Origin of the sequence: Yunchengibacter salinarum (genome assembly GCF_037658235.1) — a bacterium.
GTDB lineage: Bacteria > Pseudomonadota > Alphaproteobacteria > Sphingomonadales > Kordiimonadaceae > Yunchengibacter > Yunchengibacter salinarum.
In genome coordinates this window covers 119665-142468 of the sequence record NZ_JBBJLN010000009.1, presented here as the reverse complement: position 1 = coordinate 142468, position 22804 = coordinate 119665, and the positions used below count along the sequence as shown (strand labels likewise).

Below are 22804 nucleotides of genomic sequence, written 5' to 3'. Positions count from 1 at the left end.
CGGTGGGGCCGCGTGCGTCGCTGCCGCTTCGAGGGCGCAAAAATACTCACCCCTTGGGGGAAGTCAAGCCCGCTTCCTGTTTTTTCTTCAAATCCCCGCTCTGTCTGTTACTAAGGATCAGCTTTTGGGTGGTGCGCGGAGCGGCTGTCGCGCCTTCATGTTGTACGGAGAAGAAACGCCGATGCTGACCGACCAGGATCTCATGGATCAATTGATGACCGAAGCGGTGGATGCCGCCGAGGACCGCTTGAGCACGCTTTCCCAGGCCGTGGCCGATCTGGCGACGCACCATGATGCGGGCGCGGACGTTAAATCGGACACCATGCGCAGCGCGCTCGCCCGCGTGAAGATGGAAGCCCATTCGCTGAAATCCATCGCCGCCAGCTTTGACATGACGGCGCTCAAGGCGCTCTGTCACCGGTTCGAGGATTATATTTTCGACCTGAAGACCCTCGAAGGCGGCACCATGGCCAATATCCGCTTCTTCGTCGATCGCATGGCGGAAACGCTGGATGCCTTCGTGCAGGGGCGGGACGTGGATGTGAGCGCCCTGATGCGCCGCCTGCCCGCCAAAGGCGCCAGTGCCGGGTTCGACGTATCCGATGTGAGCGTGCAGGACGTGGAAGTGATGCTGGTGATGGAGCCGAGCACCGTTACCAAGATCGTCACGCGCGAGTTGGTGGAATGCGGCTATCGCATCATCAATGTGGCCTCCACCATCGATGCGCTGTCGCTGATTCCGTCCATGCGGCCCGATGCGGTGGTGGTCTCCCGCGTGATGCCGGAACTGTCGGGAATCGATCTGGCGGCGGCCTTGAAGGCGATGCCCACCACGCGCGCCATGCCGGTGGCCCTGATCACCAGCAACAAGAACAATGACCGGGATCTGAAAGACCTGCCCAGCGATGTGCCCGTTCTGCACAAGGGCACCCGCTTCGGTGACGACGTGGCGGACGTGTTTATCAAGCTGGGGCTGCTCTGATCCGGTAACCGCCCTTTGGGTGATCGGCGGTGGCTCCTGCCGCCGCTTTCGCAGGCGGCCAGGCGCTATCGGCGCCGCCGGGCCTTGCCGCCTCCCGCCCCGGACTTCGCCTTGTCGGGCCCGGTATGGGCCTTGCCGGATTTGGGCGGAGCGATCTTCCCTTTGGCGCCTTTCCCCTTTGCGGGGGCGCCCTTGCGGCCCGGCCCGCCACGTCCGCTGCCCCGGCGGGGGCCACCACGCTCGCTGCGCGGGGAGCCATCTTCCTCCAGCAGGGTCAGCCTCAGGCCGCCGGTGATCTCGTTCACCTCCAGCAGCCGTACCTGCACCGCGTCCCCAAGCTGAAAGGTCTCGCCGGAGCGCTCCCCCACCAGTGCGTGGCGGGCTTCATCCAGGCTGTAGAAATCATTGCCGATGGAGGAAATGGGAATCAGTCCGTCCCCGCCGGAAGGTTGTAGCATCACGAACAGCCCGAAACGGGTGACGCCGGTGATTCGGCCCGCAAACTGCTCGCCCTCATGGTCGGACAGATAGTTGGCCAGATAGCGGTCTTTCGAGTCCCGCTCCGCCGCCATGGCGCGCCGTTCCGTGTTGGAGATGTGCTCGCCGATATCGGCCAGCGCCGCGCGTTCCGCATCCGTCAGGGCATCGCCGCCCAGGCCCAGAGCCCGCACCAGCCCGCGATGCACGATCAGGTCCGCATAGCGCCGGATGGGGGAGGTGAAGTGGGCATAGCGGTTCAGCGCCAGCCCGAAATGGCCCAGATTGTCCGGCCCGTAATAGGCCTGAGTCTGGGTGCGCAGCACCACATCCTGCACCATCTGACCATAGCTGCTCTCCCGCGCTTTTTCCAGCAGACCGTTGAAGCGCGCGGGCGACAGCACCTGCCCCTTGGGGCTTGGCAGGTCCAGCGAGTGCACGAAATCGTGCAGGGCGTCCACCTTGTCGGCGGGCGGTTCCTCGTGAATGCGGTACAGCGTGGGCACGCGGTGCTTTTCCAGTTCCTCCGCCGCCGCCACATTGGCCGCGATCATGAATTCCTCAACGATGCGGTGGGCATCCAGGCGCGGGGGAATGGTGATGGCCTTCACATGGCCTCTGTCGTCCAGCTCGATCTTGCGTTCGGGCAGGTCCAGTTCCAGCGGCCCGCGGCGCTTGCGTTCCACCATCATCGCCTGCCAGCAGGCATGGATCGGGTGAATCACATCTTTGGCCAGCGCGTCCGACGCTTCGTCCGGGATGCCGTCAATGGCATTCTGGGCCTGCCGATAGGTGATGTTGGCGCGGCTGTTCATGATGCCGCGCACGAATTTGTGGCGCGTTTTCCGGCCCTTGGCGTCGAACCACATATGCACCGCCATGCAGGCACGGTCCACGCCCGGCTTCAGGCTGCACAGGTCCGCCGACAGGGCTTCCGGCAGCATGGGCACCACCCGGTCGGGGAAGTAGCAGCTATTGCCGCGCTTGAAGGCTTCCTTATCCAGCGCACTGCCGGGCCGCACATAATGGGCCACGTCGGCGATGGCGACGATGGCATGAAAGCCGCCGGGATTCTCCGGGTCGGTATCGGGCTCGGCGAAAATGGCGTCGTCATGGTCGCGGGCATCCGCCGGATCAATGGTGATCAGCGGAAAGGACCGCAGGTCCGTGCGTCCTTCCGGCGAGACCGGCTTGGCCGCTTCCGCCGCGGCGATCACCCTGTCTGGAAATTCGTGCGGGATATCATGGGCGTGAATGGCGATCATGGAGATGGACCGGGCGTCCGACACATTGCCCATGCGGGTTTTCACCACCGCCTGTTTCAGCCCCATGCGCTTGCGGCCGCCTTTTACGTCCGCCAGCACCAGTTCGCCGTGGCGGGCGCCGTGCACATCCTCTGCCAGCACCAGATATTCGTCCCGGTCCTTCTTGTCGGCGGGCAGAATGCGCCCACCGTCCTGATGGCCCTGGAACACGCCCAGCACCTGTGACGGGGTGCGGTCAAACTTTTTCATCAGTCTGGCGCGATAGCTGGGCGGGTCGCCGTCCAGCAGGGTCAGGCGGGCCAGCCCCCGTTCGCCGGGGCCGAGCGCGCCGGATCGCCCGCGCCTGTCTTCCCGCAGATAAATGGTGGGCGGGTCGCCGTCGCCGTCCCAGCGGCTGGGGCGTACCAGCGCTTCGCCGTCTTCGTCCAGCCCGGCGAATTCCACCACCTGCACGGCAGGCAACTGGTCGGCGGGGCGCAGGGCGCGGTGATGATCCTGCGCCAGAAGCCCGTCATCCTTGAGCTGACGCAGCGTTTTCTTCAACTGGACCTTGTCCGGCCCCTTGACACCGAAATGGCGGGCAATATCGCGCTTGGTCACCTTGCCGTCCGCCTTGGAGACGTAATCAAGGATGGCCTGCTTGTCGGGCGTTTTCGCGGTCTTCTTGTCCTTCGCCAAAATGGCTCCTTTTCCGCCTGGCGGATGTCAGCCTTCGCTGGATTTGTTGCCGGCATCCTTGCTGGCGGTGCTCTTCCGCGCCGGGGCCTTTTTTGCCGGGGCCTTCTTCGCGCTGGTTTTCTTCGCGGCGCTTTTCGCCGGAGTCTTTTTCGCGGGGGCCTTTTTGCCGCTGCCCTTGGCCGCCTTTTCCGCCAGCATGGTGATGGCGTCTTCCAGTGTCACATCTTCCGGCTTCTGGTCCTTGGGCAGGGTGGCATTGGTCCGCTTGTGATTCACATAAGGCCCATAGCGACCATCCATCACCGATACGGGGCCGCCCTTTTCCGGGTGTTCGCCCAGTTCCTTCAGGATGCGCTTGTTGCCGCCGCGCCTGGCCGCCTTGTCCGCGATCAGCGTTACGGCATGGTTCAGGCCCACAGTAAACACATCGTCAACGGTGGGCAAATTCGCATAGGTGGACTTGTGTTTCACATAGGGGCCGAACCGGCCAATGGCGGCGGTGATGGGCTCCCCGTCTTCGGGGTGGGTGCCCACGGTGCGCGGCAGGCGCAGAAGGGCCAGCGCCTTTTCCAGATCCAGCGTGGCCGGGTCCCAGTCCTTGGGGATGCTGCCGCGCTTCGGCTTGGCGCCCTTGACGGCTTCGCCCAGTTGCACATAAGGCCCGAAGCGCCCGGTGCGCAGGGTGACCATTTCGCCGCTGTCCGGGTCCGTGCCCAGTTCCATAGGCCCATCGGGCGCGGCATCGGCGTCCTCCCCCGTGCCGAAGGGGCGTGTATAGGTGCAGTCGGGATAATTGCCGCAGCCGATGAACGGGCCGTTGCGGCTGAGCTTCAGGCCCAGCCGCCCGCCATCCTTGGGGCAGGTGCGCGGGTCGCTGCCATCTTCGCGCGGCGGGAACATGGCGGGGCCCATCATCTCGTCCAGCACATCGATGATTTCGGCGTTGCGCTTGGCCTTCACTTCCTCGGCGCGGGGCTTGAATTCGTGCCAGAAATCCCTGAGCAGGGCCTTCCAGTCCACGTCTCCGGCGGACACCCTGTCCAGTTGCTCTTCAAGGCTGGCGGTGAAGTCATATTCCACATAGCGGGCGAAAAACTTCTCCAGGAAATTGGTGACCAGACGCCCCTTGTCCGCAGGCACGAAGCGCTTGCGGTCCATGCTCACATAGTCCCGGTCCCTCAGCTTGGTGAGAATGGCGGCATAGGTGCTGGGACGGCCAATGCCCAGTTCTTCCAGCTTGCGTACCAGGCTCGCCTCCGTATAGCGGGGCGGCGGCGCGGTGAAATGCTGTTCCGGCGTGATGGCGGTGGCGGTGATCGTCTCACCCTCGCTCAGCCGGGGCAGGCGGGCTTCGTCATCGTCGCCCTCATCGTCCTTGCCTTCCATATACAGCGTCATGAAGCCGTCAAAGGTGATCACGCTGCCGGTGGCTTTCAGTTCCGCCGTGCCGTCGCCATTGGCGATGGCCACGCTTGTGCTTTCCAGCCGGGCGCTTTCCATCTGGCTGGCGACGGTGCGCTTCCAGATCAGGTCGTACAGCTTGTATTCCTCGTCCGTCAGCGCGTTTTTCAGCCCACCCGGCTTGCGTTTCGGGCTGGTGGGGCGAATCGCCTCGTGGGCTTCCTGCGCGTTTTTGGCCTTGGTCTTGTAGGCGCGCGGCGCATCGGGCAGATAGTCCGGGCCGAAGCGTTCCTCCACCATGGATCGGGTGGCGGCCAGCGCTTCCCCCGCAATGGTCACGCCATCCGTCCGCATATAGGTGATCAGGCCCGTGACCTCGCCGCCCAGTTCCTTGCCTTCATAAAGTTTCTGCGCCACCTGCATGGTGCGGGTGGCGGTAAAGCCCAGCTTGCGCGCCGCTTCCTGTTGCAGGGTGGATGTGGTGAAGGGCGGCTGCGGGTGGCGCTTTGTGGGTTTCTTTTCCACCGAACGCACGGTCAGCGGCCCGGTTTCCAGGCGCTTTGCCGCCGCCTTGGCCGCCGCTTCGCCGCTCAGGTCCATCTTTTTCAGTTTTTTGCCTTCAAGCACGGCCAGCCGACCCTTGAACGGCTGCCCGCCCGCGCTTTTCAGCGCCGCTTCCACGGTCCAGTATTCCTGCGGGGTGAAGGCTTCGATTTCCCGCTCCCGCTCACACACCAGGCGGAGCGCCACGCTTTGCACCCGTCCGGCGGAGCGCGCCCCCGGCAGCTTGCGCCATAGCACGGGCGACAGGGTGAAGCCCACCAGATAATCCAGCGCGCGCCGGGCCAGATAGGCGTGAATCAGTTCGTCATCCAGGTCGCGCGGCTGGCCCATGGCCTTGAGAATGGCGGACTTGGTGATTTCGTTGAACACCACCCGCTTCACGTCCACCCCTTTCAGGGCGCGCTTTTTCGACAGCACTTCCAGCACATGCCAGGAAATCGCCTCCCCCTCCCGGTCGGGGTCAGTGGCCAGATACAGGCGATCCGCATTGCGCACGGCGGCGGCAATATCCTTCAGGCGCTTTTCCGAGTCCCGATCCGTTTCCCAGTCCATGGCGAAATCGTCATCGGGGTTCACCGCGCCATCTTTCTGGGGCAGATCGCGCACATGGCCGAAACTGGCGAGAACCGTATAATCGGACCCCAGATATTTATTGATGGTTTTGGCCTTGGCCGGGGATTCCACGATAACGACGTTCATATAGCGGTCCTGCTGTCTGGAGATCCGGTGCGGGATCGGTGCCCTTGCTAGCATGGGCAGGGCTGTTCCAATCACCTAGTGGTCCATTCCGCCTTTTGCAATGCCTTCTTATGGTCGGCTAGCCCGTTCCGGCCACCCGGCCACCGGGCAAACGCTCCGCCAGGCCCGCCAGTTCCAGCTCCAGAACCGCGCCCTGAACGGCCCCCGCGGGCAGCCCGCTCAGGCGGATAAGCTCGTCCAGCGGGGTGGGGCTGGGGCTGATCAGACCGGCGATCACCTCGCGCGCCCTTTCATCGCATTCCGGGGCATCGCTTTCGGTCGCGGTGGCAGCGGTGCGGAACAGCGGCAGATCCTCCCCCTCCTCAAAGGGGGCGGGGCCTGATGCGGCGAGGGCCTCCACGATGTCGTCCACCGTCTGGACCAGCGTGGCGCCCTCGCTGATCAGCCGGTTGGTGCCACGGGCGCGCGGGTCCAGCGGGGAACCGGGTACGGCGAAAACGTCCCGGCCCTGCTCCCCGGCCAGCCGCGCGGTGATCAGCGAGCCGGAGCGCTCCGCCGCCTCGATCACCACAATGCCACGGGAAAGCCCGGAAATCAGCCGGTTGCGGCGCGGAAAGTGGCGCGCTTGCGGGCGGGTGCCCATGGGCATTTCCGAAACCACCGCGCCCTGCCGGGTCATGGCATCGAACAGGACCTGATTTTCACGGGGATAGACCACATCCACGCCGCCCGCCACGCAGGCCACGGTGCCACCATCCAGCGCGGCATGATGGGCGGCGCTGTCAATGCCGCGGGCCAGGCCGGACACCACGATCATGCCCGCTTCCGCCAGCCCGGCGGCGAGGGTGGCGGCCATTTTCTGCCCGGCGGCGGAGGCATTGCGCGCCCCCACCAGCCCCACGCAGGTCTTTTCCAGAAGATGGGGGTGGCCCAGCACGAACAGCACCGGCGGCGCATCCTCCACCGCCGCGAGGGCGGCGGGATAGGCGCTGTCGCCCAAATGCAGGTCCGTGCCGCCGAGGGCGCTCAGCCGGGACAGCTCCTGTTTCACGCTGCGGGTATCGGGGATGCGGGGCGGTGCCTTGCGGCCACCACGGGCAGCCAAAGCGGGCACGGCATCCAGCGCGGCACGCGCGCTGCCATAGCGTGCCAGCAGATGGCGGAAGGTGATCGGACCGACGGAGTCCGTGCGGATCAGACGCAGGCGGGCCAAACGCTCCTCTGCGTCCATGGACTCGAAACCCATATGGAACTGCATGGGCGGACGTTGGCCCGGCGCGCAGGGGTTGTCAAGATGCAAGCGGCCTCAGCCGGTGCTTTTGTCCTTCGCGCCGATCTTCGGCTCGGTGCCCGCCATGATGCGGGCGATATTGTCCCGGTGGCGCAGATAGATCAGGGCCGTCATGGCGCCCACGATCAGCCACAGATTGGGCCGGTACAGGAAATGCGCCACCACCGGGGCCGCCAGCGCCGCCATCAGCGCCGCCAGCGACGACATGCGGAACAGCAGGGCGACGACCAGCCATACGGCGCCGGTCAGCGCCCCCAGCGCCGGGTTGATGGCCACCAGTGTGCCCAGAAAGGTGGCCACCCCCTTGCCGCCGCGAAACGCCAGAAAAACCGGGTAGCAATGGCCCAGAAACGCCGCCGCCCCGGCCAGTGCGGGCAGATCGCCGCCCCCCACCAGATGGCGCGTGGCCAGCACCGCGATCGCGCCCTTGCCGATATCCAGCAACAGGGTGGCCGCCGCCAGATCCTTGCGGCCCGTGCGCAGCACATTGGTGGCGCCGATATTACCGGACCCGATATCCCTGATGTCGCCCAGCCCGGCCAGCCGGGTCAGCACCAGGCCAAAGGGCACGCTGCCCAGCAGATAGGCCGCCAGCAGAACGGGGATGAAAGTCATGGGCTCTGCCATGGTCATGCCTTTCCTTGGCGCGGCGTGGTGGCCGCCGCATCGAACACGGTGGCGCCATTCACCACGGTGCGCAAGACCCGGCCTTGAACCGGCAGGGTGTCGAACGGGGTGTTCCGGGTGCCCGCGCGCATGTTGAACCGATCCACCCGCCAGGGCTTGTCCGGGTCGAACAGCACCAGGTCGGCGGGGGCGCCGGGGGCCAGATGGCCGCCGGGCAGGCCCAGCAGGCGGGCCGGGGCGGCGGTCAGGCTGTCCAGCAGCCGCATCAGGTCCAGATGGCCCGCATGAACCGCGCCCAGCGCCAGCGGCAGCATGGTTTCAAAACTCAGCACGCCGAAGGCCGCCTGCTCGAAGGGCAGGCGCTTGCTGTCCTCGCTCTGGGGGTCATGGTCGCTGACCAGCGTATCGATGGTGCCGTCCGCCAGTCCGGCGATCAGGGCCCGGCGGTCGGATTCCTCCCGCAGTGGCGGGCTGACGCGGGCAAAGGTCTTGAAGCCTTCCACCGCATTGGCGTTCAGGTGCAGATAATGCGGCGCCACCGAGCAGGTGACCCGCGCCCCGGCGGCCCGCGCCCGGCGCACGGCTTCCAGCCCTTCCCGGCTGGACACCAGCGCGAAATGCAGCCGCGCCCCCGTGAGCAGGGCGAGCCGGGCATCCCGTTCGATCTGGATGACTTCCGCCGCCACGGGGATGCCGGCCAGCCCAAGCCGGGTGGCGATTTCCCCTTCATGGACGGAGCCCCCTTCGGCCAGGCTGGGTTCCTGCGGGAACTGCACCACCAGCGCATCGAAAAAGCTGGCATATTCCAGCAGGCGCCGCATAACGCGGGCATCGGCCACGGGCTGGCGGCAATCGGTGAAGGCGACCGCTCCGCTTGCCTGCATCTGGCCGATTTCCGCGATTTCCCGGCCTTTCAGACCCTTGGTGGCGGCCCCCATGGGATAGACCCTGATGGTGGAGCGGGCCGCCGCGCGGCTGCGAATACGTTCCACCGCGGCATCCGCATCGATGATGGTGGTCTGGTCCGGTTGCAGCACAATGGTGGTGATGCCCCCGGCGGCGGCGGCTTCCCATTCCACCCGGTGGGCACGCATGTCGATGAAGCCGGGGGCCAGCACCTTGCCGCGGCAATCCACGCGGGCGGCATTTTCCGGTATCCCCGCATCGGCGCCGAGCGCGGCGATTTCCGGGCCGTTGACCAGCAGGGCGCCGGTTTCGTCCCGTCCACTCAGGGGGTCCATCAGGCGGGCATTCACATAGGCTGTCAGGGTCATGCCGCGTCCTCCGGCCCGTCGGCGGGGGTGCGCAGGGGGCGGGTGAGGATGTCCAGCACCGCCATGCGCACCGCCACGCCCATTTCCACCTGTTCCTGTATGGCGGATCGGGCCAGGTCGTCGGCCACGGTGGAGTCGATCTCCACGCCCCTGTTCATGGGCCCCGGATGCATCACCAGCACATCGTCCGCCGCCAGTTGCAGCCGCTGGGCCGTCAGGCCCCAGAACTGGTAATATTCGCGCAAGGACGGCAGGAAGGCCCCCTGCATCCGTTCCTGCTGAAGGCGCAGCATCATCACCACATCGGCGCCCTTCAGGCCCGTGTCCATGCGGGTTTCCACCTCAACACCAAGGCTTTCCACGTCGCGCGGCAACAGGGTGGGCGGCGCCACAAGGCGTACCCGCGCCCCCATGGCATGAAGCAGATAAATATTGGACCGGGCCACCCGGCTGTGGGCGATATCACCGGAAATCACCACGGTCAGGCCGTGCAGGCGGCCCTTGCGGCGGCGGATGGTCAGGGCGTCCAGAAGCGCCTGGGTGGGGTGTTCATGGCGCCCGTCGCCCGCATTGACGACGGCGCAGTCCACCTTGTCCGCCAGCAGTTTCACCGCGCCGCTGTCGCCGTGGCGAATGCAGATCACGTCGGGCCGCATGGCATTGAGCGTGGCGGCGGTATCCAGCAGGGTTTCCCCTTTCTTGATGGAGGATGTGCCGGTGGATAGCGAGATGGTGTCCATGCCCAGCCGCTTGCCCGCCAGTTCGAAGCTCATCAATGTGCGGGTGGAATTCTCGAAGAACAGATTGATCTGGGTCAGGCCCGCCAGCAGCGTGCTGGTCTTGCGCGCGCTGCGGTTCTGTTCGGCATAGCCCTCGGCAGTGTCGAGGATGTGCTGAACGGCGGTCGGGTCCATGCCCCAGATGCCCAGCAGGTCCCGATCCGGGTAGAGCTGGCCGGAAGGCGGTGCCACATGGGCGCGGGGAAAGGCGGCCATGTGGGCCGTTTCGGAAGGGGCGGGCGTGTGGGGCGGGTCACTGGTCATGCGGGTCTCGTTCTCCCATGTTGGCGGGCGCGCACTCAGGCGCGGGCCAGGGCGTCCAGCGCGCCTTGCAGGATATAGGCGGCGGCCATCTTGTCCACCACCTCGGCGCGGCGGGCGCGGCTGCTGTCCGCGTCCAGCAGGGTGCGCTCCACAGCCGCGGTGGACAGCCGTTCATCCCATAACAGGCGGGGCAGGTCCACCACCCCTTTCAGATTGTCCGCAAAGGCCCCGACCGACTGGCAGCGCGGCCCCTCGCTGCCATCCATATTGACCGGCCAGCCAATGACGACCCCGCCCACCTCGTGCGTGTCCATCAGGGTTTTCAGCCGGGCGGCATCCTTTTGGAACTTGGTGCGGCGGATCACCTCGGTGGGGGTGGCCACGGTGCGCATCCGGTCTGACAGGGCCACCCCGATGGTCTTTGTGCCGGGGTCCAGCCCGATCAGGCGGCACGGGCGCCCGATGGCGGCCAGAAAACCGGCCAGGTCCGTTTGGGCATAGGTTTCGCTCATGGTGCGTCGGGGCCTTTCTGGTCGGCGTTTTCCCCCTGGGGGGTGGCCGCCGCCGTCCATGCCTGCACCCGGCTGACGGCATTGGCGCGCAGGTTCATATAGAACAGGTTGATGTCATAGACGTGGAAATTGCCGCCCGGCATCACATAATCCTGCCAGGCATCGCCCGGCGCCCGTGTCAGATACAGGATGCCGTCGTCGCCGCAGCGGGCGCCGGTGTACCCCTCGACCGGCGGGCCAAGGCGGTCACTGTCCATGTCAAGGGCGATGGCGCCCCGGTTGGCATCCTTTTCCGCCGCGCCGCCGGGCGTGAAGGTCAGCGGATTGGTGCACAGCAGGGTGCTGCCCGCGCGCTTCGCCCCGTCCAGCCCCGGCGTGGCGTTGAAAAAGTCCAGCAGCATGGACGGGTCGCCGTCCGGTGCGAAGGTCAGCCAACTGACCAGACAGCCGGTATCCGTGGGGCCGGTGCACACATCGATGCCTTCAAGGGCGCCCACATCCCGTTCCACGCTGACCGTATCGCCGATGGCATAGGCCGCCACCAGCCGATCCATCAGCTTCGTGCCGACCACCTTTTCGGCCAGAAGGCGCTTGAGATGCATGGCCCCCTGACTATGGCCCGCCAGTATGATGGGCCGGTCGCCCGCTTCCTTTTCGATGAAATGATCAAAGGCGCGCGCCACGTCCGGGTAGGCGTTCATGATCGCCTGACCGCCCTGGCCGCTGTCGTCCAGAAAGGCGCCGAACACCGCCTGGCGGTATCGCGGCACAAACACACGGCCCGCCAGATTGAAGGCGCTGGCCTGATGGCGCAGCACCAGGCGGTTCAGCCACCGGTTGGCGTCCCGGTCGTCCAGTGGTGCGTTCCAGCGGTCATCCTTCAGATAGGTGGTGGGGTGAATGTAGAACACGTCCGCCGCCGGGACCACGGCGGTTCTGGCGGTGCCTTCGGGGATTTCCGTGGCCGGACTTTCCATGCCGGGCCGGGCTGCCCAGGCCGCCTGCGCGGCGTAATCGGGGGCCGGGGCCATTTCCTCCTCGGCGATGGCGCCGTCCGGCAGATAGGCCAGGCGCATGGCGGTCAACGGGTTCATCTGGACCCACAACCACAGACCGACGCCCACAAGCACCGCTATGGCAACGATGATCAGAAACCAGGCCGCGGGACTGCGGCGCTTGACGGATTGATTCATGTCTCCCCCCTTTTGCAGTGGCGGCGGGTCATGGGCCGGGCCGCGCCGGGGGTGCCCCACCGGGCCAGAGGGCCAGGATCAGGTCGTCCACCACGCGGCCATCGGCAAAGCGTACCGCCGCCTGCCGTCGCCCTTCCAGCCGGAAACCCCGGCCATGATAGAGCCGCTGCGCCACATCATTGTCGCTGTGGACATGCAATTCAATCCTTTCCAGCGCGGGATGGTCGCGCACATGGCTGATCAGGCGGTCCAGCAGCGCGCCGCCCACGCCGCGCCCCTGCCAGCGGGGATGCACCCCCAGCATGAAAGACAGGCTGTGTCGCAGGCGGCTTCGGGGGTCGTGAAAGCTTTCCAGCAGGCCGATCAAGGCGCCCCCCGGCGCCTTTTCGGCCAGAAAGACGGGCCGGGTGTCGGTGACCTGGCTCAGGCCGAGCCGCCGCATGGTGCGCCAAAGGCGGGGGCGGAACTCGTCCGGTTCGGTATTGAGATGGCGGGAAGCGGTGAATTGGACCTTCTGAAGGGCGATAACGGCGCGGGCGTCAGCCGGGCGCGCGCGGCGGATGTGACAGACAGGATGTTCAGGCTGTGCAGGGATGGGTTGTCGCAGTATGGTCATAATCGGGCTGAACACTATCTGACGGGTGACTATGGAGAAAGCGTATGAGACGGCTTGAAAAAGGTCCAGCCCGCAGGGTGCCCGGCCCATGCCGGTTTTTTGGCCTGATCGCGTTTTTTTTGGGGGCGGTCCTGGGGGCGTTGATGCTGGCTGGCCTGCCAGGCCGGGCCGATGACGGGTCGCGGCCAGCGTTGCCGGGCCCGGTTCCCGTGACCGGGCCGGACATGGTGGCCATGGGGCATTGCCCGCGCGGCTGTCCGCGCCGGGCGCCGGACGTGCCGGATTATGCCCGCCTGCCACCGCCGGAGGCGGGCGCCCCGTTCAAGCCGCGCTATAACAAGACGGTGGGCCGGATTCTGGGCGGTATCGCCGGGGCGGTGATCGGGGAGGCCGTGGCCGATGCGCCGGGCGCCGTGGCATTTGGCGCGCTGGGCGCGGTGCTTGGCGGCAGCCCGCCGGACCCGGCGCAGCAAAAGGCGTATGAAAAGGCGGCCCGCAGGGCGGCGCGGGAAGGCCGCCAACTGCCGGTGGCCGTGTTGGTGGGTGTGCCGCTGACGGACCCGACGGCGGGGACCGGCGGTGCCTTGTCCGGCGGGGCCGTGGCGGGCGGTGTGATCGGCCCGCCGCACCAGTGATCCTTGCGCAAGGGGCGCATTGTTCAGGCATGGTTCAGCGCCGTATTGGCACAATGAGCCTGAAAAGGAGAGAGCCCATGACCCATTTCGCACAGACCACGCAGCGGGTGCGGTGGCATTCGCTGTTTCTGGCGGGGCTGGCGGCCTGCGGCCTGATGCTTGCGGTGCCCGCGGCGAAGGCCGGGCCGTTCAATGGACACGGCTATTATTCGCGCGGTCATGTGTCCGTGGGGGTTGGTTTCGGCGCCCGGCATCATGGCCGCTTTTTGGGCCGCGGCCTGTACGGCCATCGCGGTCTGTACGGCCATCGTGGCTTCTACCGGCCTTTTTACAGCCCGTACCGTAGCAGATCCCATTACGCGCTGCGCCGTCACCAACTGGAACGGTTTGCATCCAATCGTCATTATGCGGATCGGCTGTGGCATCACCGCTATGTAAGCCCGCACAGCCGCGGAGCTGGCGGGTATGGCGGCAGCTATGGCGGCGGCCATGCGTTCAGCGGCTCAAGTTCCGTGGCCGGGGGCCTGGCCGGGGCCGTTGTCGGCGGTATTCTGGGGGCCGAGATCGATGGTGGTCAAAACCGCGCCACCGGGGCCGCGATTGGCGCCGTGGGAGGTGCCATGGCCGGGGTGGCCCTGACTGACCGGGCGAGAGGGGGCGAGCGCCGCGCCGCCCATGAAGGGGCACGGCGCGACGGTGCCTATTACAGCCGCTTCACCGACAGCGGCGCCTATGTTCACGAAAGGGATGGCAGCTATCAACCGCCCGCGAGCCGGGCCGGGCAGACCGCGCGGGATCTGGAACAGGACCGCGGGCGGTGCCTGGCCTATGAGTTCATCGGGCGCAATTATGTGTGTACCCGCCGTGCCGGGGAAGAGCCGCGCGCCGGGGATGAAAAAGCACCTGAGAACGAGAACGCGCCTGAAAGTGATGGGGATGATGAGGGCACCGGCGGGCGCGACCGTTAGGCGGCGCACCCGTTAAAGTGCCGTGAACTTTCAGCCGATGAACCCGGTGGCGTGCCATGCGTGCGACCGGGTTTTCCATATGGTATGCCCTAGTTTTTGTAATCGGCGTCGCGGTCATTCACCGCCGCATCCGGTGGCGGTGTGTCGTTGGTCTGGCGATAGGGAAGGGCTGCCTGGGCATCGAATGTCACGCGGGTCTGGTCCCGCCCGAAGGTGACGATCACCGGGCTGCCCACGGCCAGCGGTGTATCTTCCATCTGTACGATGCTGACCAGATCGCCGCTGTCCATGCGGATCACATATTCCACACCCCGGCGCCGGCTGCTGCCCTTGTCAACGCCGCGCCCCACCGCGCCCCCGATAAGGGCCCCGGCAATGGCGCCGATCACACCCTCGGCCCCGTTACCGACGGTGGAGCCAGCCGCCGCCCCGATGCCCGCGCCTGCCACGGTGCCCACCTTGCCCCTGTTTTCAATGGTGACGAAGCGCACATTTTCGATCACGCCCTTCTGGGCGCGGCGTGCCTCGCCCACCGCGTGGCTTTCCACCCGGCCAGGGGATTGCGCCTGTGTGCAGGCGGCGGTGGTGAGCCCCAGCAGGCAGAGTGCCGGGATCAGCAAAGCGCGGGCCTTGGCCTTTTCCTTGCGCCCTGACTGGTCGGTGGTGATGGGGCGGGCGGGGGAAAGGGGGGAATCAAACGGCATGGCGGGTCTCCGTTGCTCAGATGCACAAGGCTGATGGTTGGCAGATTTTGCGGCGATTTTGCGGCATCTCCGCACGGCGGGGGATTGTCACCGCTTCGCTGCGGGATCGCAATAACGGCCAGTCATACATATGAGTCTGGTGAAGCACCATGAATGACGGGTTAATCATGCCATATCCGGCGCCGCCACTCATCCCTTTATGGGCATCATCGCCCGGTGCGTTGATCATGCCATGGAAGCAGCCCCTGTCGCCAGCAGTGGTTGCCGGGGGGCCTTGGGTTCGGTGTGAAAATGTGATCGCGTTTTGCGGGCAACGGGGCTTCTGTGCCGGGGGGCGGGCTGCTATGCTGTGCGCCAACGGTTTGTCCGCAAGAAGACTGTCCGCCCACACCCTGCCGTCAGCCCTTTTGGTCGTGCTTTAACGGTCAGAAACAGGAGGGCCCGATGGGGCAGGAAGACAAGACAACACGCAAAGCCACGCAGCGCGCCATCATGGCGGCTGAACGGGGGGATGCGCAGGCCCTGTACAATCTCGGCCTGTTCTATTCCACCGGCTACCATGTGAACCGGGACTATGTGGAAGCTCATAAATGGCTGAATCTGGCCGCCATCAATGGCGTGCCGCGGGCCATGGCGGATCGGGCCGATCTGGCACGGGAGATGAGCCCACAGGAAATCGCCCACGCCCAACGGGCCGCGCGGGAATGGAAAGCCCGGCATTGATGGCCGGTTTTTGGCGTTCTGCGTGGGGCAGGCGTGGCGGGCGTTGCCAAGGGGGAGCCCACACGGTGCCCGCTTGACCGGGGCGGTGTGTTCCGGGCACCGTCTGGCGGACAACAGCGTGCATCGGGGGAACGCCAGCCATGACCAGAAGCCTGTCCGGCCAGACCATACTCGTTACCGGGGGATCGCGCGGCATTGGAGCCGCCATCGTGGACCATCTGCTGGCCGAGGGGGCCCGCGTGGTGGCCACCTATAACAGCGCGCCGGGCCGCCTTGCGCAGGCCGACCCACTTGCGCAGGCAGGTGGGGCGCTTTCCGCGCTGGCGTGTGATCTGGGTGAACCGGGGGCCGGGCGGGCATTGTGGCGTGCCGTGCGGGACGCGGCGGGGCCCATCGACGCGGTGGTGCACAATGCCGCCATCATGCCGTCCACGCCGCTTGAAGCGGACCAGTGTGACGAGGCCACATGGGCGGCGCACTGGCAACAGGTGATGCAGGTGAATGTGCAGGCGGTGGCCGATCTGAGCCGGGCCGCGATCAATGACTGGCTGGCCGCGAACGGGCCTGAGGGAGGCGTGCGCGGGCGGCTTGTCACCCTGTCCAGCCGGGCGGCGGCGCGCGGCGACACCACGGATGCCATCCATTACGGCGCCAGCAAGGCGGCGCTGGTCTCCATGATGAAATCCATCGCCCGCGGCTATGGCCCGCAAGGCATTCGGGCCTTCACTGTTGCGCCGGGCTGGGTGCGCACGGACATGGCCGCCAAGGCGTTCGCGCCGGGCAATGAACACATGCTGGCTGAAATCCCCACGGGCAGCCCCTGCGAGCCGGAAGAGATCGCCCATATGGTGGCTTTCCTGCTGAGCGGGCGGGTGGATAATGCCACCGGCAGCACCTTCGATATCAATGGCGCGTCTTATGTGCGGTGATGGCGCGCCCCCGCCCCGGCCAGACGCCGACTGGATGTCGGCCAGATGCCGGCCAGATTTCGGGCGTCAAGAAGTCGGGCGTAAAATGCGCGGCTAGCGGGAGATGATCAGGTTTTGCTGGCGCGGCTTTTCAAAGGCCCGTTCTATCAGCATGATCAGATGCTCCCGGTGGGCGCGGGTTTCATCGCCGCCGCGCCAGCGATCCAGTGTGCGCCTGATATCCTTCAGCCGGGCAATGGCGTTGGAGCGGGCCACATAGTCGTAGCGGCTGTCATCCACTAAGCTGGCCAGCTTTTCCACATAATAGACCTGGATTTCCTGACGGAAGCTGTTCACGTCACCCCGCCGGTCGGCGCGGAACAGGGCGTCCGTCAGGCGGGTCATCATGGCTGTGACGCTGTAGTCATTGCCGTAAAGCCGGGTATCCGTCATCCGCATCAGGGTCAGCGGATGCAGCAGATGGGCCAGGATATCCGCCTGAATGGCCACCGTGCGGGCATGGATCTTGGGGTCTTCATTGGTGGCATAGGTGAACAGGCCGCGCCGCTGCGGCGCAAGGCGACGGGCCAGCTCCGCCGGTATCTGGAAGGCGTCCGGCGCGAAGATATGATCGGCCAGCAGGTCCATGGCGCGTTTCTGCTGCGCCACCGGCACCGGGCGATAGGGCGCATCCGCCCCTTTCTGGCCCACCACCGCCCGATCGGTATAGATGCCGCCCACATAGCGCGACACCACGCGGGCCTGCCACAGCATGTCCGCCGTGACGAACAGATAGGCATTGCGCACCGCCTGATGGCTTTCCCCCGGTTTGGTAAAGCGGTCGGCCATGCGGTTCAGCGCCTTGCGGGCAAGGGTCAGCCGGTCGGCGGCATAGCGGATGGCATCGTCCGAGAAGTCGAAAACATTGATGCGCGGGTCGATGCCCTTGCCAGGCACGCGCATGTCGTCCGCATCATTGCCAAAAGCCAGCCCTTTTTCGGTGGAGCGGGCCAGATGGTCCGCCCGCTCTGACCCGTCGCTCAGGGCCGGATCATAGCCAAAGGCGATGGCCCAGCGGTCATAAGGCCCCGGCGCGGTGGCAAAGAAGCGGCCCTGATCACGGCCTTCAGGGGCGAAATTCACCGCCGGATAGTCCATGACCGAGCCGATCAGGGCCGGTTGATCCCCGGCTTTGCCATGGGCGGAATCATAATCCCGTGCCTGGGTGGCCATCATGTTGTGCGACAGGCCCAGCGTGTGCCCCATTTCGTGCATGACGAGGAAATAGACCGCTTCCTCGATCAGGCGGCGGCGCTGTTCCGGCGCCCGGTCGAACACCTGTGATAGCGCGGTGCCCAGCATGGTGTTGAACTGCATGGCCCCGGCGGCACTGCACCGCGCCCCTTCGCTGGCCAGGTGCCAGCCACGCGGTTGTGGCCGCCCCTCCCGCTGCTCGCGGCTACGGGCATTGGCGGCACGGTTGGCCGGGTCCAGCGCGGGCACGTCCCATTGGCGGTCCACCGGGGGCAGGGGGGTGGCGCGTGCATCCGCGCCCGGCAGCGACAGCGCCGCGCCGTTGAATATCTTGGCTTCCAGCAGGCTGCCGCGCAGGAAGGAATATTCCAGCATGATATCCGCGCCCAGAATCTGCCCGGTGCGCGGATTGACGAAGCTTGGCCCGTATCCGGCAAAGGCGGGGTTGGGGCTGGATGCCCAGCGGATCACATTATAGCGGATGTCGCCCGCGTCCCATTCCGCGTCATCAGGCTGCTGGCGCACTTCAATTACATCGCGGAAGCCCGCCGCCTCGAACGCCTTGTTCCAGGCCAGCACCGCCTTGCGGATGATCGGGCGCAGCGGTTTCGGGGTGGTGTTTTCGATCCACCACACGATCGGCTCGGTAGGGGGGCTCAAGGCGGCATCCGGGTCTTTTTTCACCAGGTGCCAGCGGTGGATCATGTCCCGCCAGGGGGTGGCGTCCACGGCGGTCATGTCGTTCATATAGGACAGGAAATACCCCACGCGCGGGTCATCCATGCGGGGCTGGAAGTCATTATCCGGTACCGGCACCAGGGTGTGGCGCACGCTGACCGTTACATTGCGCGGGTCTGTTATGGCGAAGCTGCCCTGCTGCTCCGGGGCGTTGTCCGAAAACACATAGTCCACCAGCACGCCCGTATTGCCGGGGTAATTGTCCACCGAAACGATGCTGGTGCGGGACTGGCTCAGCTTGCCCAGCTTGTAGCCGAAGCCGAAGCCGCGGTTTTCCTTCAGGCGCTCCAGGTCTTCCGAGGCGAACAGGTTATTGGCCTTGATCAGGAAGCGTTCACCGTCCGCCGTCTGGCCGATGATGCGTTCCGCCAGAAGGATCGAGTCGTTGATATTGGCGTCTTTCGCGCGGGACAGGGCGCTTTCGGGGTCGAAATAATGGTTGGTGTTGTGAGCCACCAGTTGCAGCCGGTCATAGACCTTGCGGAAGGCCAGGATCTTTTCCCGGCGATATTCGCCGCGAAACCGGCTGCCGCCCGATACGCCGTTCATCACGTGGGAGAAATAGATGAATTCCTCGTTCAACTGATCGGCGCGCACCTCCATCAACAGCTTGCCCGTGCGGGGGTGGCGATACAGGGTGAACAGGCCCGGAATCGTCTCATAGTCCTCGGTGGCGAGTGCGATGGCATCCTTGACCGGCTGTTCCGTGCCGCCCTCATCATCCGCACCCGGTGCGCCATCGTCCGAAGCTTCCGGCTTTTCAGCGGCGCTTTCGTCCGCTGTATCCCCGTCCGGGTTTTCGGGGCTTTCCGGGTCGGGCGTGTCGGGAGAGTCCAGCCGGGCGGCGCCGGACGGGTCGTTCCCGCCATCGGTCACGGCTTTCACGGTGGGCGGCGGTGCATCCACTGCCGTGGCGGGCGGGGTCATGATCAGGGCCATCGGCGCCAGATACAGGGACGCCAGAAGCAGCGCGCCGACCGTCAGCCATGCCACCGGCCCCAAAGGGCGGCGCGGTGCGCGCATACCCGTTCCGCCGTCAAGGGCGGTTTCCCGCTCCGCGACGGATCGAACGGCGCTATGCTCTGGCCCGGTTGCTGTCATGGTCTGCCCGTGATCACCTTTCATCACTGCGTGTCCGTCCATCCCCTGCCCATTCGGGCCATGTCGCTCCCAGTCTGGCGTACACATCTTAAAAGGGGGTTAGCGCCCGCCCGCATCATATCGCCCGCATTCGCCAGTCCGGCATCTAGAAGGGCTGGCGGGCCAGCCTGCGGAAGCGGGGGGTGAAGGCCTCGCACCCTTCTGTCGGTTCCCGAATGCTGGATGCCGCCAGAATATTCTTGAACTCGATCCCCAGAAGCACCCGGTCCACATTGTCGCGCGCGCGGGATTTGATCCGCGCCTCGGTGTTGACGATATATTCCTCGATCAACTCCGGCTCCAGGCCGCAATAGCGGGCGCTGCCCGCGATTCGGGCGCTTTTCCGGGCATCGGCCAGCAGGTTGTTTTCCGCCGTGTCGGCGGGCGCGTCTTTCGTGACGCTGCCCTGGTCGGCATGGGCGCCGGGCGCCTGTGGTGCCAGCGCCATGCCCGCAACAAGTATCAGGCCCGCGCACAGCAGGCGTGTGGCCCGCCCCGGATGGCATGATGCCAAGGGGGCATTGGATGCGGCGCCAAGCGGGGCTTCAGCCAAAGGAAAGTTATTCATGGGCGGCCTTTTTCCATGGTCGAACCGAACGGCAGCCAGAACAAGCGGCCACCACCTTTCCCATATGGGACCACCGCCCACAGGGGCAAGTCAAGACAAGCTCGGCGCGGCAGCCCTGATGATCGGGTCAAACTGTCGTGAGATGCGGGTGTTCCCGGCGGCCTCAGGCGGGGCCCTGGGCGGCGGTGCCCGGTTGTTTTTCGGTTCTGATCACCACCCGGTTCCGGCCCCCGTGTTTGGCTTCGTACAGGGCCTGATCCGCCCGGTCCAGCGCTGCTTCAAGGGTCTGTTCCCCCGGTTTCACACAGGCCATGCCGATACTGGTGGTGAAGCGGATTTCCGCCGTTTCGCACCGGGTGGTCCGGTCGGCCACGGCCTGACGCAGTGTTTCCGCGAGGGTCAGAGTGCTGTCCCGGTCCATGTCCGGCAGGGTCAGGGCGAATTCCTCCCCGCCCATGCGTCCGGCGAAACCGGGGCCGGTGACATGATCTTCCAGAAGGGCCGCCACATCGCGGATGGCCTGATCGCCGGCACCATGGCCGTGGGTGTCGTTGATGCTCTTGAAATTGTCAATGTCCAGCATCAGCACCCATATCTCCCGCTGAGCCGATTGTACCACGCCTTCACCCAGCACCATGAAGCGGCGGCGGTTGTAAAGCCCGGTCAGCGGGTCCGTATTGGCCAGGCGGGTCAGTTCCTTCTGCTTTTTCTCCAGCTCGGCCTTGGCCATATAAAGCTGTTCCGCCATTTCCGCCGTGCGGGCGGCGTCGGCCTCCACCATGCTCTGGTGCATCACGCTGTCGCTCTCGGCCATTTCGGTATGGGTCACATCGCGCAGAATCCAGAGCCGCTCCTCCCCCTCGTCGAACAGGTTGGTGAAGCGTTCCACCACCTGGCCGTTCTCGAACACCAGCTTGTCGCCGAATTTCTGCATACCGCCGGTCAGTACCGCATGAAGCACCGCATCGGCATCATCCCGGTTGACCAGATTCTGATGCCATTCGCCGAAGCGTTCCGTGATCAGGTCGCCCACCTTGATGCTGTCCACCAGTTTGGTGGCGGTCTGGTTGCGGGCAACAACGCGGTCGTCGCCGTCCGTGACGATCACCGCGTCGGGCAGCAGATTGATATCCAGATACCAGCCGCGCGGCGTGGCCTGGATCGGGGAAATCATCCATTGCAGGGCGGTATAGGTGGCGATCAGCGCCAGCGCCAGCGCCAGCAGGCCGTCATGATAGGCGCCGGTCTGGTTCAGCAGAAGCGACACCAGAACCAGGACCAGGGCCGCAACGGCCAGGATCAGACGTGTTTTGCCAGAAGATGCGCTGCGCATAGCCCATTCCATTCCACGCCGTGGTGATGTGGCGGCCATTTTAGCCGCCGCCAAACCGGGTTTGGCCCATGACCTGATTGAAGACCCGACCAACGGCCTGAATTCTGGTTACTGGACCGCTTGCCACGGCGCAAGGTTTGCGTGCTTCTTTCCTGTCATGCCCGATGCGCAACCGAGCTTGCCCTGTTTCATGCGCCGGGGCGGGGTCGCCGGGCTCTTGCGCTTTCGGGGGGGCGGCGTTAGGGTGCGCGCCACTTTGTAGGGGCTGAAAGCCCGTACCTGCTTGGGACCGCTTCAACAGTCGAGGATCGCGCCATGTTCAAGGGATCGCTGCCTGCCCTGATCACCCCTTTCACGCAAGATGGTGAAGTGGATGGGGACCTGTTTCAGAAATTCGTGGACTGGCAGATCCGCGAGGGGTCTCACGGGCTCGTGCCGGCGGGCACGACCGGCGAGTCGCCCACCATCAGCCACACTGAACACAAGCTGCTGCTCGATCTGGCGATCGAGGCGGCGGGTGGCCGCGTGCCGGTGCTGGCGGGCTCCGGCTCCAATTCCACGCGGGAAGCGATCACGCTCACCGAATATGCCGCCGCTGCCGGTGCCGACGGGGCGCTGGTGATCACGCCTTATTACAACAAGCCGTCCCAGGAAGGCTTGTTTGAGCATTACCGCGCCATCCATGACGCGGTGGATATCCCCATCGTGATCTACAACAATCCGGGCCGCTCCGTGGTCAATATGTCGGTGGAAACCATGGCCCGTCTGTTCCAGTTGGATCGTGTGGTGGGGGTCAAGGACGCCACCGGCAATCTGGAGCGGGTGGCGGCCCAGCGGCTGGCCATGGGGCCGGAGTTTCAGCAGCTTTCGGGGGAGGATGCCACCGCGCTCGGCTTTAATGCCATGGGCGGGCAGGGCTGTATTTCGGTCACGGCCAATGTGGCGCCGCGCCTGTGCAGCCAGTTCCAGACCGCCAGCCTGAACGGTGACTATGAAACCGCGCGGCTTTATCAGGACCGTCTGTTCCACCTGCACAAGGCCATGTTCTCGGAGCCGTCCCCGGCGCCGGTGAAATATGCGTGCAGCCTGATCGGCATCGGGAACGATTATGTGCGCCGCCCCCTGCTGCCGCTGAGCGCGGAGGGGCGCACGCTGGTGGAAGCCGCCGTTGCGGCCGCGGATCTCGCTCAGGCGGATTTCTGATCCCGGCA

General features: G+C 65.7%; 20 protein-coding genes. 6 read left to right on the top strand and 14 right to left on the bottom strand.

What is annotated here, in order from left to right; genetic code table 11:
- Positions 1-181: 181 nt before the first annotated feature.
- Entirely contained in the window at positions 182-982 is an 801-nt protein-coding gene (locus tag WGH93_RS11200; protein ID WP_374764977.1) for an Hpt domain-containing protein, read from the top strand.
- Between the two features lie 65 nt (positions 983-1047).
- Here the strand turns inward: WGH93_RS11200 and rnr are convergent, their stop codons facing one another.
- From rnr to WGH93_RS11155, 9 genes are all read right to left on the bottom strand, one after another.
- A complete protein-coding gene (gene rnr, locus WGH93_RS11195) occupies positions 1048-3402 on the bottom strand; it encodes a ribonuclease R (RefSeq protein WP_374764976.1) in 2355 nt (784 codons plus the stop codon).
- A 27-nt stretch (positions 3403-3429) separates the two neighbouring features.
- Positions 3430-6066 carry a type I DNA topoisomerase gene (gene topA, locus WGH93_RS11190; protein ID WP_374764975.1) on the bottom strand — a complete coding sequence of 879 codons (2637 nt, stop codon included), beginning with the start codon at positions 6064-6066 and terminating at the stop codon, positions 3430-3432.
- 118 nt (positions 6067-6184) lie between these two features.
- Complete coding sequence (gene dprA / locus WGH93_RS11185) at positions 6185-7312, bottom strand: DNA-processing protein DprA (RefSeq protein ID WP_374764974.1); 1128 nt, start codon at positions 7310-7312, stop codon at positions 6185-6187.
- Between the two features lie 60 nt (positions 7313-7372).
- Positions 7373-7984: a glycerol-3-phosphate 1-O-acyltransferase PlsY gene (plsY, locus tag WGH93_RS11180; protein WP_374764973.1), complete on the bottom strand. Its 612-nt coding sequence runs from the start codon at positions 7982-7984 to the stop codon at positions 7373-7375.
- A 2-nt stretch (positions 7985-7986) separates the two neighbouring features.
- Complete coding sequence (locus WGH93_RS11175) at positions 7987-9258, bottom strand: dihydroorotase (protein ID WP_374764972.1); 1272 nt, start codon at positions 9256-9258, stop codon at positions 7987-7989.
- A complete protein-coding gene (locus WGH93_RS11170; RefSeq protein WP_374765039.1) occupies positions 9255-10253 on the bottom strand; it encodes an aspartate carbamoyltransferase catalytic subunit in 999 nt (332 codons plus the stop codon). The genes WGH93_RS11175 and WGH93_RS11170 overlap by 4 nt, the downstream gene beginning before the upstream one ends.
- An 83-nt stretch (positions 10254-10336) precedes the next feature.
- A complete protein-coding gene (ruvX, locus tag WGH93_RS11165) occupies positions 10337-10813 on the bottom strand; it encodes a Holliday junction resolvase RuvX (RefSeq protein WP_374764971.1) in 477 nt (158 codons plus the stop codon).
- Complete coding sequence (locus tag WGH93_RS11160) at positions 10810-12006, bottom strand: DUF3089 domain-containing protein (protein ID WP_374764970.1); 1197 nt, start codon at positions 12004-12006, stop codon at positions 10810-10812. Before WGH93_RS11160 ends, ruvX begins: the two co-directional genes overlap by 4 nt.
- Positions 12007-12034: 28 nt before the next feature.
- Positions 12035-12622 carry a GNAT family N-acetyltransferase gene (locus WGH93_RS11155; RefSeq protein ID WP_374764969.1) on the bottom strand — a complete coding sequence of 196 codons (588 nt, stop codon included), beginning with the start codon at positions 12620-12622 and terminating at the stop codon, positions 12035-12037.
- A gap of 143 nt (positions 12623-12765) precedes the next feature.
- Here WGH93_RS11155 and WGH93_RS11150 point away from each other — a divergent pair, with 143 nt between their 5' ends.
- Together WGH93_RS11150 and WGH93_RS11145 are read left to right on the top strand one after the other, a co-directional pair.
- Positions 12766-13257, top strand: coding sequence for a hypothetical protein (locus WGH93_RS11150; protein WP_374764968.1), 492 nt, complete (start codon positions 12766-12768; stop codon positions 13255-13257).
- A 77-nt stretch (positions 13258-13334) separates the two neighbouring features.
- On the top strand, positions 13335-14225 hold the full coding sequence (locus tag WGH93_RS11145; protein ID WP_374764967.1) for a glycine zipper 2TM domain-containing protein: 891 nt from the start codon (positions 13335-13337) through the stop codon (positions 14223-14225).
- 89 nt (positions 14226-14314) lie between these two features.
- On the opposite strand, the gene WGH93_RS11140 is transcribed toward WGH93_RS11145, so the two are convergent.
- Both WGH93_RS11140 and WGH93_RS11135 read right to left on the bottom strand, forming a co-directional pair.
- Complete coding sequence (locus WGH93_RS11140) at positions 14315-14929, bottom strand: outer membrane lipoprotein (RefSeq protein ID WP_374764966.1); 615 nt, start codon at positions 14927-14929, stop codon at positions 14315-14317.
- 16 nt (positions 14930-14945) lie between these two features.
- On the bottom strand, positions 14946-15158 hold the full coding sequence (locus tag WGH93_RS11135; RefSeq protein ID WP_374764965.1) for a hypothetical protein: 213 nt from the start codon (positions 15156-15158) through the stop codon (positions 14946-14948).
- Positions 15159-15373: 215 nt separating this feature from the next.
- Between WGH93_RS11135 and WGH93_RS11130 the strand changes: the two genes are divergently transcribed.
- Positions 15374-15652, top strand: coding sequence for an SEL1-like repeat protein (locus WGH93_RS11130; RefSeq protein ID WP_374764964.1), 279 nt, complete (start codon positions 15374-15376; stop codon positions 15650-15652).
- A 140-nt stretch (positions 15653-15792) separates the two neighbouring features.
- Positions 15793-16581: an SDR family NAD(P)-dependent oxidoreductase gene (locus WGH93_RS11125; RefSeq protein WP_374764963.1), complete on the top strand. Its 789-nt coding sequence runs from the start codon at positions 15793-15795 to the stop codon at positions 16579-16581.
- Positions 16582-16674: 93 nt separating this feature from the next.
- Here the strand turns inward: WGH93_RS11125 and WGH93_RS11120 are convergent, their stop codons facing one another.
- From WGH93_RS11120 to WGH93_RS11110, 3 genes are all read right to left on the bottom strand, one after another.
- Positions 16675-19677 carry a zinc-dependent metalloprotease gene (locus tag WGH93_RS11120; RefSeq protein ID WP_374764962.1) on the bottom strand — a complete coding sequence of 1001 codons (3003 nt, stop codon included), beginning with the start codon at positions 19675-19677 and terminating at the stop codon, positions 16675-16677.
- Between the two features lie 121 nt (positions 19678-19798).
- On the bottom strand, positions 19799-20260 hold the full coding sequence (locus tag WGH93_RS11115; protein WP_374764961.1) for a hypothetical protein: 462 nt from the start codon (positions 20258-20260) through the stop codon (positions 19799-19801).
- A gap of 163 nt (positions 20261-20423) precedes the next feature.
- Entirely contained in the window at positions 20424-21593 is a 1170-nt protein-coding gene (locus WGH93_RS11110; protein ID WP_374764960.1) for a GGDEF domain-containing protein, read from the bottom strand.
- A gap of 315 nt (positions 21594-21908) precedes the next feature.
- Between WGH93_RS11110 and dapA the strand changes: the two genes are divergently transcribed.
- A complete protein-coding gene (dapA, locus tag WGH93_RS11105) occupies positions 21909-22796 on the top strand; it encodes a 4-hydroxy-tetrahydrodipicolinate synthase (RefSeq protein ID WP_374764959.1) in 888 nt (295 codons plus the stop codon).
- Positions 22797-22804: the final 8 nt, after the last annotated feature.

Bases quoted from the DNA above. Each gene is read 5' to 3' on its own strand.
- WGH93_RS11200 (WP_374764977.1), top strand. From the start codon at position 182: ATGCTGACCGACCAGGATCTCATGGATCAATTGATGACCGAAGCGGTG.
- topA (WP_374764975.1), bottom strand. From the start codon at position 6,066: ATGAACGTCGTTATCGTGGAATCCCCGGCCAAGGCCAAAACCATCAAT.
- dprA (WP_374764974.1), bottom strand. From the start codon at position 7,312: ATGGGTTTCGAGTCCATGGACGCAGAGGAGCGTTTGGCCCGCCTGCGT.
- plsY (WP_374764973.1), bottom strand. From the start codon at position 7,984: ATGGCAGAGCCCATGACTTTCATCCCCGTTCTGCTGGCGGCCTATCTG.
- WGH93_RS11175 (WP_374764972.1), bottom strand. From the start codon at position 9,258: ATGACCCTGACAGCCTATGTGAATGCCCGCCTGATGGACCCCCTGAGT.
- WGH93_RS11170 (WP_374765039.1), bottom strand. From the start codon at position 10,253: ATGGCCGCCTTTCCCCGCGCCCATGTGGCACCGCCTTCCGGCCAGCTC.
- ruvX (WP_374764971.1), bottom strand. From the start codon at position 10,813: ATGAGCGAAACCTATGCCCAAACGGACCTGGCCGGTTTTCTGGCCGCC.
- WGH93_RS11160 (WP_374764970.1), bottom strand. From the start codon at position 12,006: ATGAATCAATCCGTCAAGCGCCGCAGTCCCGCGGCCTGGTTTCTGATC.
- WGH93_RS11155 (WP_374764969.1), bottom strand. From the start codon at position 12,622: ATGACCATACTGCGACAACCCATCCCTGCACAGCCTGAACATCCTGTC.
- WGH93_RS11150 (WP_374764968.1), top strand. From the start codon at position 12,766: ATGCTGGCTGGCCTGCCAGGCCGGGCCGATGACGGGTCGCGGCCAGCG.
- WGH93_RS11145 (WP_374764967.1), top strand. From the start codon at position 13,335: ATGACCCATTTCGCACAGACCACGCAGCGGGTGCGGTGGCATTCGCTG.
- WGH93_RS11140 (WP_374764966.1), bottom strand. From the start codon at position 14,929: ATGCCGTTTGATTCCCCCCTTTCCCCCGCCCGCCCCATCACCACCGAC.
- WGH93_RS11135 (WP_374764965.1), bottom strand. From the start codon at position 15,158: ATGATCAACGCACCGGGCGATGATGCCCATAAAGGGATGAGTGGCGGC.
- WGH93_RS11130 (WP_374764964.1), top strand. From the start codon at position 15,374: ATGGGGCAGGAAGACAAGACAACACGCAAAGCCACGCAGCGCGCCATC.
- WGH93_RS11125 (WP_374764963.1), top strand. From the start codon at position 15,793: ATGACCAGAAGCCTGTCCGGCCAGACCATACTCGTTACCGGGGGATCG.
- WGH93_RS11120 (WP_374764962.1), bottom strand. From the start codon at position 19,677: ATGAAAGGTGATCACGGGCAGACCATGACAGCAACCGGGCCAGAGCAT.
- WGH93_RS11115 (WP_374764961.1), bottom strand. From the start codon at position 20,260: ATGAATAACTTTCCTTTGGCTGAAGCCCCGCTTGGCGCCGCATCCAAT.
- WGH93_RS11110 (WP_374764960.1), bottom strand. From the start codon at position 21,593: ATGCGCAGCGCATCTTCTGGCAAAACACGTCTGATCCTGGCCGTTGCG.
- dapA (WP_374764959.1), top strand. From the start codon at position 21,909: ATGTTCAAGGGATCGCTGCCTGCCCTGATCACCCCTTTCACGCAAGAT.